This is a genomic window from Nonomuraea sp. NPDC059194, from assembly GCF_042754765.1.
GTDB lineage: Bacteria > Actinomycetota > Actinomycetes > Streptosporangiales > Streptosporangiaceae > Nonomuraea.
Genome location: NZ_JBHZBH010000020.1, coordinates 1 through 12,883 on the forward strand (window position 1 = coordinate 1; position 12,883 = coordinate 12,883).

The window sequence follows — 12,883 nt, forward strand, 5'->3', positions numbered from 1 at the left end:
GAGTCCTTCGCCGCGGTCTGGCCCCACCAGAGCGGCGAGATGGCCGACCAGCTGAACACCATCCGCAAGCTGGTCGTCTCCACCACCCTGCGGACGGCGGAGTGGAACAACTCCACTGTGATCAGCGGAGACGTGATCGACGAGCTGGAGAGGATCAAGAAGCTGCCCGGCAAGAACATCAGCATCACCGGCAGCATCACGCTGACCAGGGCGCTGCTGCGGGCGGGCCTCATCGATGAGCTCCACCTGATGGTCCACCCGATCGTGCTCGGCACCGGAACCCGGCTGTTCGACGAGAACACCGGTCGCCTGCCGGTCAAGCTGGTCGATTCGACCACCTTCAAGTCCGGTGTCGTGAACCTGCACTACCAGCCCGCCTGAGAGACGCGACAGCCGGGCCTGACGGCTCAAGGATGCGATGGGTGGAGATCGCCGGTGCCGAACCCCGCAGGCGGCGGCGTACTTCACGCACGTGATGACCCTGCCGCCGCTGGCCGGTCGGCGCACGCTGATGGTGGACCTGCTGGGCTTCGGTCTCAGCGACCGACCGGCGGACTTCGGCTACCGTCTCGCCGAGCAAGATCACCTGAGTCCAGCTGGACAACTTCTCCTCCGTCCTCTCCTGACGTCTGACCAGCGTGAACGGTTGCGGGCTTATGTGGGTTGAACCCCTGGTTCGGGGAAGGCACAGCAGCACGGGACGACGACCAGACCGAAGAGAAGGAAATCGCGATCATGAAGCTGACGACCACCACGTTCGTCTCCGTCGACGGAGTGATGCAGGGGATCGGCGGGCCGGATGAGGACCGCAGCGGCGGATTCGAGCGCGGCGGATGGGGCGTGCCGCACTTCGACAACGAGACAGCGACGTTCGTCAACCAGGTCTACCTGCGCGCCGACGCGTTCCTGTTCGGCCGGCGGACCTACGAGATCTTCGCCGGCTCCTGGGGAGCAATGGCAGATCCGGGCGACAACCCCATCGCGGTGGCGTTGAACACGCTGCCCAAGTACGTGGCATCGACCACGCTCACCGACCCGCGGTGGGCGAACACGACCGTCCTCTCCAGTGAGGTCGCGGCCGCCGTCGGCGAGCTGAGAGCCAAGCCGGGAGGCGAGCTGCAGGTGCACGGCAGCCGCACGCTGATCCGGTGGCTGCTCGACAACGACCTTGTCGACGAGATCACCCTGCTCACCTTCCCCGTGGTCGTCGGCCAGGGCACGCGGCTGTTCCCCGACACCGGCCCGGACAAAGCGCTCGAACTGGTCGAATCGCGGGCCACTCCCAGCGGGGTGACGGTCCAGGTCTACCGGCCCACCGGGCGCCCGCAGTACGGAACGGCCACGACCGACATGAAGCACGTGAAATAGACACCTCGTCGGGCCGGCACGGCCTTCATGCTGGCGGCCAGGCCCTGCGTGAGCTCGGCGCGGGCAGCAGCGCGGCGTTCCATCTCGTATGGCCCGGCCGGCCGGCGCCCGATCAGCACGGAGCAGTCCGTTCCACCCATAGCGATCAACGCCGACGTAGGCTCGCCACCAGAGCCGGAACCGAGGGTGTGGAGGATTGAACGCTGTGACGACGCTGCCGACTTTGCCCGCCGCTGTCACGGAGTCGGATCCGCTGGTGCTGCGCACGGCGCGGGAAGGCGATCCCGAGGTCAGGCAGCACGTGGGCGGCATGCGGCCCCACAAGAGGGTCGAGCGGTGGACGCATGACATGCAACCGGCCCTCGCCGTCGCCGCCCTGAGCTCTTTCCGGGTCTGATGGCCGGCAAGCGGACCGCGAAGGCCGCGCAGCGGATCGACGTGGCCCGCCTTCCCGAGGACATCGTGGCACTCATTGAGGCCCTCGAGCCTGGTGCGGACCTGGTCATCACGCGGGACGGCCAGTCGATCGCGACGATTTCCAGCACCGTCGACGTGCTCCACGGCGCCATCGTCGATCCCGGCACGCCAGAGGCGGCCGACGAACAACCACCGATCGACTACGACAACGTGACCGTCGTCGCCACCGCGATGAAGCTGTCAAAGGCGGCCCGGATGTCGCTGTCCACCCAACTGGGGGCGGACTACATCGTGCTCGACATGCTCGCGGCTCCCGCAACGGCCGACGTGCTGCTGGCACCACCAGGCAGCCCGCAGCTGATCGCCGGCCTCCGATCGATGTTCCCGAAAGCTCGTGTCATCATCACCGAAATCGAGGACCACGAGCTCGGAGTCAACTACCCCGGCCCGGTCCAACGCCTGCTCGACGCCGGCGCTGAGGCCTATCTGCCCCCGGCGACCGTCCCCCGTCTGGCGAGGCAGCTCGACTACACCCTCACTCATTGGCACCAGATCACCGGCGACGTCACCACACCACTGGCGATCGAACCGGCCGCGGGACCATCAGATCCCAAAGGATGAGTGATCGCGTTGGCCCAGCGGTAGCCCACCGTGCGTTCGACGTCGCCGCCCTTACCGGTGACCGCGGGAGCGCGTTGCAGGTCCTCCAGCAGTCACGGCACCGACAGATCCGTTACAGAAACGCCCACCTGATCCCTGTTCACATTTTGTGGAATCTGAGGTTACTTATGAGTAGTGCTCATATTAGCGAGAGGTCACCCCCCATGTACTTACCCCTTGCTCTCCTGACAGCGCTCACCGTCCTCACCGCCCCAGCGCAGGCCGCCACGTCCACCCCGCTCCCCCCGAACCTGGAGACCATCCGCAAGGCGGAAGCCGTCAAGCTGTACGGCGACGACGCCATCCGCCCGCTCGACCAGCGCAAGACCTCCCTCACGTCGCTCGGCGACAGCGAGATCTCCGGCGAGGGCGCCGTCGACCGTTCCCTCTACGAACCCGGCACCGACGGTCCCGACAACTGGTGCCACCGCTCCACCAAGGCGGCCATCCACGTCACCGGCATCCCCGCCGACGTCACCTACAACCTGTCCTGCTCGGGCGCCCAGACCAACGACATCACCATCGGCGGCACGCACCAGTACGAGGAGCTGAACCAGGGCGACAACCTGGCCATCAAGGCACGCAACACCCGGATCCGGATGATCACCGTGGTGGTCGGCGCCAACGACAACGGCGGCCCGGAGTTCGGCCCCACCATGACCGCCTGCGTGGAGCGGCGGGTGCTGTTCCAGGGCAACTGCTGGCCCAGCCAGGACCCGACCTGGGTGCAGCGCGTCGACTTCATCGTGCCGCGGGTGGCCAAGGCGCTCACCGACGTCAAGCAGATCATGGCCGACGCGGGGTACGCGCCCTCCGACTACCAGCTGATCACCATGTCGTACCCGGGCCCGGCCAGCCCCGACGTCGAGGACAACCCGAACTTCCCCGGCTGGTACAACGGCGGCTGCCTCGGTTACCTGTCCGATCTGGCCTTCGCGCGCAACAAGGCGGTGCCCGTCTTCGAGACCGGCATCCGCAGGGCCGCGGCCCAGGCCGGCGCCCGCTACCTCGACACCAGCCGCCTCTTCCACGGCACCGAGGTCTGCCAGGACACCACCTGGGTGACCGGACTGCACGCGGTCAACGGCGACTTCTTCGACCCGAACGCGGTCCGGCAGTCCTTCCACCCGAACTCCAGCGGCCACGCCGCGTTCGGCGCCTGCCTCCGGCAGTTCTTCAACGCCAACACCGCCCAGGCGACCTGCATGAACCCGGCCGGCTCGCTCAGCCCGAAACTCTATGCGGGACTTGCCGAGTTCAAGCAGCTCAGGCACGCGGCGACCGGCAACTGCGTGGACGTCGACGGCAACTCCTCGCGCAACGGCCGCAAGCTCGTCTCCTGGCCCTGCGAAGGCACCCGCAACCAGGCCTTCTGGTACGACCCTGCCACCAAGGCGCTGCACACCCAGCTGTCGCATGACCGCTGCGCCGACATCAACGGCGGCAACCTCGCCGCCGGCACCGCCGTACAGGTGTGGAACTGCAACGCCGGCGCCGCGCAGCGCTGGACCTACGACGGCGCGCGCCTGCACGCCGCCGACGCGCCGTCACTGTGCGCCACCTTCCCCGGTACGGCACGCGCCCTCGCCGACGGCCTCGTCCTGGCTGCATGCAACGGCGCCGACCAGCGGCAGGTGTTCACCTGGGAGGCCACGAAGGCGCTGACCTACACGCAGCTGAAGATCGCCGGCAAATGCCTGGACGTGCCGGGGTCCACGCCGTCGAGCGGCGCGAACCTGGTGCTGTACTCCTGCGACGGCAACGCCGACCAGTACTGGGCGTTCAACGCGGTCTCCGGCCAACTGCACAACCTGGCCGACCGGGGCATGTGCGCGGATGTCGAGGGCGGCACGATGGCGCAGGGCCGGCCGATCCAGGTGGCCAACTGCTCGGCGGCCATCGGGCAGTACGCGAACTCGATGCGGTGGAACCAGGCGGGCGACGGGTACGCCTCGCGCAAGGACGCGTCGTGGCTGATCGGCGCGGCCGGCACCGCGGACAACACACCCGTGACCCTGCAGCGGGCGGGCAGCTGGACGGCCGGCGAGAGCCGTACGCCCGATCCGTGGAAGTTCCTCACGGCGGACCTGTACTAGGTGATCGATGAGGCGTGAGACCTCCGGTAGAGGGTTCATCGACCAAGAAGAACCTGATACCGGAGGCCTCGTGGCCACCGGGACGCTCAGTGGGCGCTGCTGCAGCCGGCCCGGGAACGCGGCAGCACGAACCTCAGGAGAGGCGGGCAACTCGGAGAATCTGTCGCGCTGGGCGAACGCCGACTCAGGGGTTGGTCGCTACGGTGACGATCAAGCCAGAATCCCATCCGATTCTCCCCGGAGGCCGGAATCAGCGCGCAGGAGCTCGGCGGACTCCTCGTAGGCGTGGGCGGCGCGGGTGAAGTAGTCGAAGAGGACGTCGAGTTGCTCGACTGAATACCCGGCCAGGATGTCGCCGATCTCCTGCCGGGCCCGGGCCATGACCTGGTCGAGCTGGGCGGGCTTGCCGACTGGCTGGACGATCACCTTGCGGCGGTCGTCGGGGGCGGGGACGCGGCGAACGTATCCGGCCTGCTCCAGCCGGTCGATGAGCCGGGTGGTCGGCCCGGTGGTCAGCCCGGTGCGGCCACCCAGTTCGCCGGGCGTCATCGGGCCGGACAGCTCCAGGATGTTCAGCGCGTACAGATCCGTCGCACCGAGACCGCACGCCCTGGCGCTCGCGTGGCCGTGCAGCAGCACCGCGCTGAGGTAATGGCGGTAGATCTGGCCGGCGTCCAGCCGCTCCCGCGGAGTTGACACGTGATCCCCCACTCTCTAATCTCTTCCCTAGAGAAGATAAATCTTCAGAGAAGAAACTTCTTCCTTGAAGCTACCATGAGGAGGGAACGCCATGACCACCACCGACATCGCCGCCATCCGCGCCGTCCTCCAGCACAGCCAGGACGCCTGGAATCGCGGAGACGGCGCGGCCTACGGCGCCTGCTTCACCGATGACGCCACCGACGTCACCTTCGTCGGCACCGTCTACCACGGCGGCGCCGAGATCGGTCGCGCCCACCAGGCCCTGTTCGACAGCTTCCTCAAGGACACGCGGCTGGTCATGGAGATCCTCGACATCCGCCGGTACGGCACTGCCACCGCCGTCGCGGTCACCCGTGGCGAGGTCGTCAAGGGCACGCCCAAGAAGCTCGGCAAGCTCGCCACGTACACCGTCGTCCGCGACGTCGACGGCAGGTGGCGTATCGCCGCCGTACAGAAGACCAAGCATAAGGCGATCATGGAGGCCATCTCCTTCAAGTTCCAGCCCGCCACCAGGCCGTCCAGATAGAGCCCGCCGCACGAAACCGCGTTTCCGCGCGAGGCACGCTCAGACCAATGGGCGATTCATCCGATCTCGTGGCACACTGCGCGGATGGGGTTGGAGGTCGAGAGCCGGTCGTCTGATTCGCCGTACATCGAACGGGTGTGGCGGAGCCGGAGCTTCGCGGTCGATCAGATGGCCTCGGTGGCGACGCCGTACTGGGACCTGGTCTTCTGGGAGCACTGCGGCCACGTCAGCACGTCCGTCCAAGGGCCGGAGTCGACGGCGAGCACCGCCTCGGTGCCCGAGGACGCCACCTTCTTCGGGATCGTGTTCTCCCTCGGTAGCTCAATGCCTCACCTGCCGGTCCACGGGCTCGTGGACGGGTCCATCGTGATCCCCGGCAGCACCCGCAGGTCCTTCTGGCTGAAAGGATCCACCTGGCGCCGTCCCGACTACGACAACGCCGAGGAGTTCGTCCGACGGATGGTGCGCGAGGGCGTTCTCGAGCGAGACCCTGTCGTCGCCGCGGCCCTGGACGGCGACCCGCCGGAGGTGTCGGAGCGCACCCTCCAGCGGCGGTTCGCCGCGTCCACCGGACTCACCCGTGGCTCCATCCGGCGGATCGAGCGCGCCCGGCAGGCCGCGGTCCTGATCCAGGAAGGCGTGCCGCCCCAGGGGGTGATCGACCGGCTCGGCTACTTCGACCAGCCGCACCTGGCGCGGTCGCTGACCCGGTACGTGGGGCGCACCGCCACGCAGCTCAGCGACCGCGACCCGGCGAAACCGCTGTCGCTTCTGTACAAGACCTGAGCCCGCTTTACGGTCTACCTTCTTCCTCACCAACCCAGCGGTGACAAGGAGTCGGCCATGGCTAAGATCATTTCAAATTTCTTCATCGCTCTGGACGGCGTGGTCGAGTCCCCCGACCAGTGGCACTTCCCGTATTGGAACGACGAAATGGGCGCCGCCGTCCAGGCCGGCATGGCCAACTCGGCCGGCATGCTGATGGGCCGCAAGCTGTACGAGGAGTGGGCCGCCTACTGGCCGACCGCCGAGGGCGACGAGGAGATCTCCAAGATCATGAACGGCTCCCGCAAGTGGGTCGTCTCCAGCACCCTGGACAAGGCGGACTGGACCAACACCACCCTCATCCAGGGCGACGTGGCCGCCGAGATCCGCGCGCTCAAGGAGCAGGTCGACGGTGACATCCAGATGTCAGGCTCCGCGACGACCGTGCGCTGGCTGCTCGCCAACGGACTGCTCGACCAGCTCAACCTCCTCGTCCACCCCATCGCCGTCGGCCACGGGCAGCGCCTGTTCGAGGACTCCCCGACGCATCCGCTGAAGCTGGTCAAGTCCGAGACGTTCGAGACGGGAGTGCTCAACCTGAGCTACGTCCCGGCCGCCGGCTGACCTGCCATGCCGTAACGACCCCTCCGGTTCCCGGCCCGCAGGCACGTGATGTCTCTACGACCGCTGGAACCCTGTGCCCGCCAGCAGCAGGCAGCGGTCCAGAAGCTCGCGGCGGCACGACTGCACCCACCGCTCCCTGATCGAGTTCATCCGCGGCATCCGGATACCGGTGAGCGTGGCGTGCTCGATGACGGTCATGATGTTCTGGCGCTGCCCGTTGAGTGTGATGATCTCGATGAAATCGCAGGCCAGGAGGGCGTCGGCTGGCGAGCGCAGGAAGTCGGCCCACGTCGTGGACGCCCGCTCGGGAGGGGTCTCGGGGATCATCTCGGATTCTTCGGACCGCACTCGTCCACCCGGCGGAGGAATCGCGTCGAGACCCACCCGAACCAGCCGCTCGGCACGACTCAGTCCTTTCCGCCATGGGACGGAGGACTATGCGCCGGACGTGAATCGACTTCTTGAGCCCGACAGGGGAACCCCGAGGAATCGCACCTCGGGGCCGCCGACTACTCAGTGGTGTCCTTGGGGGGCATCGACCTGCGGCTGACCTGCATGGATGATTGATCGGCGCTATGCCGTCGGCACGTCCGGCGCCACAGACAGGGGCGGCGAGAGGTAGGGAAAGCCGAGGCGCAGCGTCCCCGTGGCCGAGTTGCTGCTGAGGCCCATCGGTACCGGTGTGTTGAGGACGAGTGCGAACATGACTTCAGGCGCGCAGTCCGTCAGCGTCCGACCGTTGCGCCGGGCGAAGCCGAAGTTCGCCGGGGTCCCGATCTCGTAGCGCAGGATGTCGGGGAAAATGAGGTTGCGCACCCGCTGGCCGTGATCCGACGGCTCGGGGTGGGTGCCCATCGCGCCTACCACTCCCGCGACCAGTTTCTCGACGAGAGGCCCGTAGATGATGCGATCCTCGTTCGGCTGGGTGGTGTTGTAGTCGCTGGAGCGCTGGGTGTCGTCCGGGTTGAAGATCGTGTTTATCAACGGCTGCGCGCAACGGTTGATCTGGCGCCAACCGCCGGCGTCGGTTGCGAGGACGCTCGTTCCCCAGAACCCGATGGAGGCCGCGCCGAACGTACTGTCCGGCACCTCGAGCACGATGGAGCTCACATTGGTGCCGGCGAAGACGTTCGCCGGATTGTCGCGGTCATAGCCGCTCAGGTCGAGCGGGCTTGAGGTCGCGACGGCCTTCACAACCGCTCCGATGACCGAACCCTCGATATAGAACGGCTCCGCGGCCGAGCCTGCCCAGACCCGCACACCAACCTCGCCGGTGATCTCCTCTTCGGTATGTCCCCGGGCCACGATCACCCCGGTGGCGTCTCGGTCACGGGCAGCCGGTCCCTCCAGCCTGTGGATCTCGATCGACTGGCGGCCATCGGGTTCGAGCGCACCGAATGAAGCCCGGAACGTGATGTCTTCGACTGCATCACCATCAGTATCGATCTTGAACTCGTAGAGAGCCTCAGGATGGAAACCGTCTTGCCCGGACAGCGGGTTGACATTGATGATGAAGACGGTTCCCAGTGTGCCCCGGAAAACGTATACGTCGCTGATGTCAAGGCGCTGGTCCTGGCGGGCAAGGGGGGAGTCCAGATGATGGGACATGCTTCTCCTCAGGAGTTATTGATGTACGGCAGGACTCCGCGCCTCCACGGAGGCCCGCAGGTAGGCATCACGTGTGCTAGATGACGGCCTGCGTCCACCAGACGATCTTGCCGAGGCCCATGGAAGCCCGGTAGAAGCCCCAATCTTTCGCCAGGGCGTCCACGATGATCAGGCCGCGATACTGCTCGTCGTCGCTTGTCGCCTGGATCAACCTGGGAGTCCGAGGGTCGGGATCAGCGATCTCGAAGCGCAGTGTGTCACTCGACTGGCCGATGTGAGCGTGGATGAATCCTGCGCGTCGCAGCTCGGGGCGCACGTGCATGGCGGCGTTCGTGGCGATCTCGGAAGCGATCAACATCGCGTCGTCGACGCTCTCCGCAGGCATTCCCCAGAGGAACAGGGTCTCTTCCACAGCTCGGCGGGCGGTGACCGGAGTAAAGCCCTCCAGGTGCCAACTGTAGGACGTATACCTTTCCTGAAGTGCCCTGATCATTACCACCGCCGAATAAGACAGTCCTCGGTTGCTCGTCATGGAGTTTCCGATCCTAGGTCGCCCAGGACGCCCGCTTCCGGTTTCTCTTTGCACAGTGACGCGTGCCGCCGGTTTCGCGCTGCCGAGTCAGCACGTCGTGCCAGCCGGGTAATGGGATGAGTTGCCCTCAGGCGATCTCCTGCTTCGGTGGCATGGCCCGACGATCGAGTATCCGGAAGGCGAGCACCATGTCGTACCGTGCGGACGGCGCGTTCAGAAGAGACCGTGCGAGGACGCCTTCGATGCGGACGAGGCGCTTGCGGGTGGCAGGCACGGACAGCCCCAGCACCGACGCGGTCATGTCCAGCCGGGCATTGCTGCTCAGCCAGGTCCGCAGCGTCTCCAGCAGACGCGGCTCGCCTTTACGTAGCGAGGACAGATGGGCCTGCGCCCAGTGGAGCGTCTCGGGCGTGTCGAGGAGGACGTCCAGAGTCACCTCATCAGGTTCGCTCATCGTGTGTCGCGGCGACTGATCGAGGAGCCGCAGTGCGAGCTGCAACTCCGACTGTGTCCTGAGATCGCTCAAGTCACAACCCAGCAGCCGTTCGATGTGGCGCAGCCGGGCAGAGAGGGTGTTGCGGTGGATCTTCAGCTGCTTCGTCGCTCCGTTGTAGAAGGCGAGCCACGACGCGAGGGTGGCCCTCAGTTCCTCGGAGTCGGGGTCCTGACGACGCTCAGGGCGGTAGACGAGCAGCGGCCGCAACGCTTTCATCGCCCACCGGCGGCCACCGGGGCCCAGGAGCGCCGTTATGTCCTCGCGGGAGCTGAACGTCGCGCAGCGCGCGGGAATGCCCCGGGCGACCGCCAACGCGTGAAATGCCTGTTCGTACCCCGCCGCCGTATCCCGTAGGGCCACTATCTGGCCTGCTCCGACGTAGCAGCCTGGCCGACTCGCCGCAAGCGTGCGCAGCGCTTGGTCCAGCGGGGCGTCCGCCTCTTCGGAATCGGCCGGAGCCAGCACGATGAGGTGGCGCGCGTAGACGGGACAGCGCACTATCCAGGCGCGGCCGCCGGTGACATCGGAGCACATACCGGCATAGTCATCTCTAAGTCCTGCCGGGCACTCCACGATGTACACGCGGGTGAAATCGGGAAGCCGCGAACCCAGCGCCTCGGTGACGCGCCGTGCCCCGTGGATATTGCCGAGCATGAGCAGGTGCAGAGCTGCCTCACGGCTGTGACCCTCTGCCAGATCGACCTGGCGTCCATGTCGACCGAGCTCCTCCACCCGCCATCGCAGCCAGAGAAGGCTCGCGGCATCGGCCACAAGGCTCCGCAGCGGCGACGGGAAGGGTGCCTCTCGGGCGACGACGAGAATCGCGCTGGGCTCCTCGCCGCCGATGGACAGGATGTGGGCCACCTGAGACTTCAGATAGACGGCGGCTGATCGGGTCCGCTTGGTGACGACGCGCTGGATGTCCTCGCCCGCCTGGGCGAGCAGCTCCACCGGCGCCTCAGGGAACGAGTACAGCGGCGTGCCGGTGGAGTCGACCAGTACCGCGTACCCGGAAATCTGCCGCGCCAGCCACCGCAGGAGACGACGGAGACCGTCCGGCTCCATCGCCAGTCGTTGCATCGCCTTCAGCTGATCGGCGTGCTGGCGGAGCTCACGCTGTTGTTCCTGCCGAATGACCGGGAAGATCCGGGCCCAGGCCTGCGGCACGTCGTCCGGGACCGTCAGCAGCGGAACGCCATATCGCCGGGCGGCCACCACCAACTCCTCCGGTACCCCATCGCATCCGGCGGAGCCGGCCAGAATCACACCGGCGACCCCTTCGAGATCCGGCCAACGGATGAGTTTCCCAGCCTTCTGCGCTTCTCCGGACCCCGCGTGATCTGCCACGGGCAGGATGAGCAGGACATTTCTCAGCGAGTCATTTCGGGCGGCGATCGCCGTGTCCATCGCCCAGGCCCCTTCGGCGACCGCCTCCACCGGGCGCTCGCCGTACCGGAGCGCATCCTCGCCGTCCACGAATCGCAGGCACAGCTCGGACCGCCTCACCAGAGCGCCGAGTGTTGGCATGTGCGCTCCTCCCCGGCACCGCCTGGACGCCTCCCGACGTACGTAGCAGCAGACCGCAACTGATCGCCGCAGTCATCTGCACAATGTTGCACAGTTAATGCCCATCATGCGGTGGTTTGGTGTTCCTGCCGTTGCTCCGTTCCGCCATCGTGCAGGCGCGGGCGATGCCCGGGATGCCGGCGGGATCAGGCGGACGGGGAAAGCGCGGCGGCGAGGAGATGCTGGATCAGGGACCGGAGCACCGATGCCGCGGAACGGGGATCCCGTGCGTCGCACAACACGATCGGCACGGTTGAGTCGAGTTCGAGTGCGGCTCGTACCTCTTCCGGCTCATAGGGAAACGCATCATCGAACTCGTTGACCGCGATGAGGAATGGAATGCCCCGATTCTCGAAGAAGTCGACGGCGGCGAAACATTCCTGCATCCGACGGGTGTCGGCCAGTACAACAGCACCAAGCGCGCCGGCGGACAGCTCGTCCCACATGAACCAGAAGCGCTCCTGCCCAGGCGTTCCGAACAGGTAAAGCACGATATTATGCTGCTGAATGGTGATGCGGCCGAAGTCAAATGCGACGGTGGTCGTCGACTTGTCCGCTGTCATGCTGAGATTGTCGATACCCACGCTGGCCGCAGTGATGAGTTCTTCCGTGCTCAGTGGCTCGATCTCGCTCGTCGCGCCGACGAAGGTCGTCTTTCCGACGCCGAATCCACCCGCGATCAGAATCTTGACCTGGGTGGGGAACGCCTCAGATTCGTTGTAGGCCATCGAGCAGCTTCTCCAGGAGAACTCGGTCGGTGACGTGGCTGGACGAAGGAGACGATGTCCAGGTGGATATGGCTCCACAGTCCACCAAATCGGCGAGGAGGACCTTGGTGACCATGACCGGAAGTCGCATGTACGCCGCCACCTCGGTCACCGAGATCGGCGTGCGGCACAGTTCGAGCACCTTGACGTGTTCCGGATCGACGTCCGGGTTACCCCGGCCCGTGGTGACCACCAATGAGAGCAGATCCAGTTCCACAGTCGGGCGGGTGCGGCCCGCGTTCACTGTGTATGGGCGGATCAGCGGGCCGGCCTCGTCATCGAGCCATACTTTGTCGTCACCGACTGTCATGTTCATCGGTTCTGTTGCCAGGGCCGGTCGCCGGCGGGCGGGTCGCTGTGTCCAGGAAGGGCCGGACGGCCCTGATCAGCCGAGCCATCTCAAGACCAACGACAGCCGGGTCGGCGCCGCCCCCCGCCAGCACCGCGAGAACCGAGTTGTAGCCGGCCCACGAGATGAACAGCTGGCTGGACTTGAGTTCAGCCACGACCTGGCGGACTTCGTTGCCGCCGTCGAATTTGGTACCGGCGCTCCGTGCCATGGAAAAGAGCCCGGAGGCGAGTGCCGCGAGATATTCCGAGCTTTCCCGGTCAAGGCCGTGGGTGGCTTTCATCATTCCGTCGGACGTCAGCAACACACTGCCACGAATGGCAGGGACCTCCTGGGACAGGCCCTTCAGTAGCCAGGCAAGATCCGGAGCCTGGTTTGAAGAGACGGCGCTCAATGGACGCTCCTTC

General features: G+C 66.4%; 16 protein-coding genes. 8 read left to right on the forward strand and 8 right to left on the reverse strand.

The genetic code is table 11. The annotated features are described in order from the left end of the window. The 5 genes from ACFXJ8_RS23640 to ACFXJ8_RS23660 all read left to right on the forward strand — a co-directional run. The coding region (locus ACFXJ8_RS23640) for a dihydrofolate reductase family protein (RefSeq protein ID WP_379646102.1) at positions 1–381 on the forward strand (381 nt) is incomplete at its 5' end. 354 nt (positions 382–735) lie between these two features. Then, positions 736–1,368 (forward strand): dihydrofolate reductase family protein, encoded by a 633-nt coding sequence (locus ACFXJ8_RS23645; protein ID WP_379646103.1) that lies wholly within the window; start codon positions 736–738, stop codon positions 1,366–1,368. Between the two features lie 196 nt (positions 1,369–1,564). Next, positions 1,565–1,765 carry a hypothetical protein gene (locus ACFXJ8_RS23650; protein WP_379646104.1) on the forward strand — a complete coding sequence of 67 codons (201 nt, stop codon included), beginning with the start codon at positions 1,565–1,567 and terminating at the stop codon, positions 1,763–1,765. Beyond that, on the forward strand, positions 1,765–2,406 hold the full coding sequence (locus ACFXJ8_RS23655) for a hypothetical protein (protein ID WP_379646105.1): 642 nt from the start codon (positions 1,765–1,767) through the stop codon (positions 2,404–2,406). The genes ACFXJ8_RS23650 and ACFXJ8_RS23655 overlap by 1 nt, the downstream gene beginning before the upstream one ends. 203 nt (positions 2,407–2,609) lie before the next feature. Next, positions 2,610–4,541, forward strand: coding sequence for a ricin-type beta-trefoil lectin domain protein (locus ACFXJ8_RS23660; protein WP_379646106.1), 1,932 nt, complete (start codon positions 2,610–2,612; stop codon positions 4,539–4,541). 210 nt (positions 4,542–4,751) lie between these two features. On the opposite strand, the gene ACFXJ8_RS23665 is transcribed toward ACFXJ8_RS23660, so the two are convergent. Then, positions 4,752–5,240, reverse strand: a complete 489-nt coding sequence (locus ACFXJ8_RS23665; protein WP_379646107.1) for a MarR family winged helix-turn-helix transcriptional regulator — start codon at positions 5,238–5,240, stop codon at positions 4,752–4,754. A 91-nt stretch (positions 5,241–5,331) separates the two neighbouring features. Here ACFXJ8_RS23665 and ACFXJ8_RS23670 point away from each other — a divergent pair, with 91 nt between their 5' ends. From ACFXJ8_RS23670 to ACFXJ8_RS23680, 3 genes are all read left to right on the forward strand, one after another. Further along, a complete protein-coding gene (locus ACFXJ8_RS23670) occupies positions 5,332–5,769 on the forward strand; it encodes an SgcJ/EcaC family oxidoreductase (RefSeq protein ID WP_379646108.1) in 438 nt (145 codons plus the stop codon). A gap of 84 nt (positions 5,770–5,853) precedes the next feature. Next, positions 5,854–6,555, forward strand: a complete 702-nt coding sequence (locus ACFXJ8_RS23675) for a helix-turn-helix domain-containing protein (protein ID WP_379646109.1) — start codon at positions 5,854–5,856, stop codon at positions 6,553–6,555. Positions 6,556–6,612: 57 nt separating this feature from the next. Next, positions 6,613–7,158 carry a dihydrofolate reductase family protein gene (locus ACFXJ8_RS23680; protein WP_379646110.1) on the forward strand — a complete coding sequence of 182 codons (546 nt, stop codon included), beginning with the start codon at positions 6,613–6,615 and terminating at the stop codon, positions 7,156–7,158. 54 nt (positions 7,159–7,212) lie between these two features. Here ACFXJ8_RS23680 and ACFXJ8_RS23685 read toward each other — a convergent pair whose 3' ends face one another. From ACFXJ8_RS23685 to ACFXJ8_RS23715, 7 genes are all read right to left on the reverse strand, one after another. After that, positions 7,213–7,485 carry a hypothetical protein gene (locus ACFXJ8_RS23685; RefSeq protein WP_379646111.1) on the reverse strand — a complete coding sequence of 91 codons (273 nt, stop codon included), beginning with the start codon at positions 7,483–7,485 and terminating at the stop codon, positions 7,213–7,215. 246 nt (positions 7,486–7,731) lie between these two features. Further along, entirely contained in the window at positions 7,732–8,766 is a 1,035-nt protein-coding gene (locus ACFXJ8_RS23690) for a DUF4331 family protein (protein WP_379646112.1), read from the reverse strand. A gap of 76 nt (positions 8,767–8,842) precedes the next feature. Further along, a complete protein-coding gene (locus tag ACFXJ8_RS23695; protein WP_379646113.1) occupies positions 8,843–9,298 on the reverse strand; it encodes an ATP-binding protein in 456 nt (151 codons plus the stop codon). A gap of 127 nt (positions 9,299–9,425) precedes the next feature. Then, on the reverse strand, positions 9,426–11,321 hold the full coding sequence (locus ACFXJ8_RS23700; RefSeq protein ID WP_379646114.1) for a helix-turn-helix domain-containing protein: 1,896 nt from the start codon (positions 11,319–11,321) through the stop codon (positions 9,426–9,428). Between the two features lie 185 nt (positions 11,322–11,506). Then, complete coding sequence (locus ACFXJ8_RS23705) at positions 11,507–12,088, reverse strand: ATP/GTP-binding protein (RefSeq protein WP_379646115.1); 582 nt, start codon at positions 12,086–12,088, stop codon at positions 11,507–11,509. Beyond that, positions 12,069–12,437: a DUF742 domain-containing protein gene (locus ACFXJ8_RS23710; RefSeq protein WP_379646116.1), complete on the reverse strand. Its 369-nt coding sequence runs from the start codon at positions 12,435–12,437 to the stop codon at positions 12,069–12,071. Before ACFXJ8_RS23710 ends, ACFXJ8_RS23705 begins: the two co-directional genes overlap by 20 nt. Continuing rightward, positions 12,424–12,870, reverse strand: a complete 447-nt coding sequence (locus ACFXJ8_RS23715; RefSeq protein ID WP_379646117.1) for a roadblock/LC7 domain-containing protein — start codon at positions 12,868–12,870, stop codon at positions 12,424–12,426. Before ACFXJ8_RS23715 ends, ACFXJ8_RS23710 begins: the two co-directional genes overlap by 14 nt. Positions 12,871–12,883: the final 13 nt, after the last annotated feature.

Coding starts and splice junctions, on each gene's coding strand:
- ACFXJ8_RS23645 (WP_379646103.1), top strand. CDS start 736: ATGAAGCTGACGACCACCACGTTCGTCTCCGTCGACGGAGTGATGCAG.
- ACFXJ8_RS23655 (WP_379646105.1), top strand. CDS start 1,765: ATGGCCGGCAAGCGGACCGCGAAGGCCGCGCAGCGGATCGACGTGGCC.
- ACFXJ8_RS23660 (WP_379646106.1), top strand. CDS start 2,610: ATGTACTTACCCCTTGCTCTCCTGACAGCGCTCACCGTCCTCACCGCC.
- ACFXJ8_RS23670 (WP_379646108.1), top strand. CDS start 5,332: ATGACCACCACCGACATCGCCGCCATCCGCGCCGTCCTCCAGCACAGC.
- ACFXJ8_RS23675 (WP_379646109.1), top strand. CDS start 5,854: ATGGGGTTGGAGGTCGAGAGCCGGTCGTCTGATTCGCCGTACATCGAA.
- ACFXJ8_RS23680 (WP_379646110.1), top strand. CDS start 6,613: ATGGCTAAGATCATTTCAAATTTCTTCATCGCTCTGGACGGCGTGGTC.
- ACFXJ8_RS23685 (WP_379646111.1), bottom strand. CDS start 7,485: ATGATCCCCGAGACCCCTCCCGAGCGGGCGTCCACGACGTGGGCCGAC.
- ACFXJ8_RS23690 (WP_379646112.1), bottom strand. CDS start 8,766: ATGTCCCATCATCTGGACTCCCCCCTTGCCCGCCAGGACCAGCGCCTT.
- ACFXJ8_RS23695 (WP_379646113.1), bottom strand. CDS start 9,298: ATGACGAGCAACCGAGGACTGTCTTATTCGGCGGTGGTAATGATCAGG.
- ACFXJ8_RS23700 (WP_379646114.1), bottom strand. CDS start 11,321: ATGCCAACACTCGGCGCTCTGGTGAGGCGGTCCGAGCTGTGCCTGCGA.
- ACFXJ8_RS23705 (WP_379646115.1), bottom strand. CDS start 12,088: ATGGCCTACAACGAATCTGAGGCGTTCCCCACCCAGGTCAAGATTCTG.
- ACFXJ8_RS23710 (WP_379646116.1), bottom strand. CDS start 12,437: ATGACAGTCGGTGACGACAAAGTATGGCTCGATGACGAGGCCGGCCCG.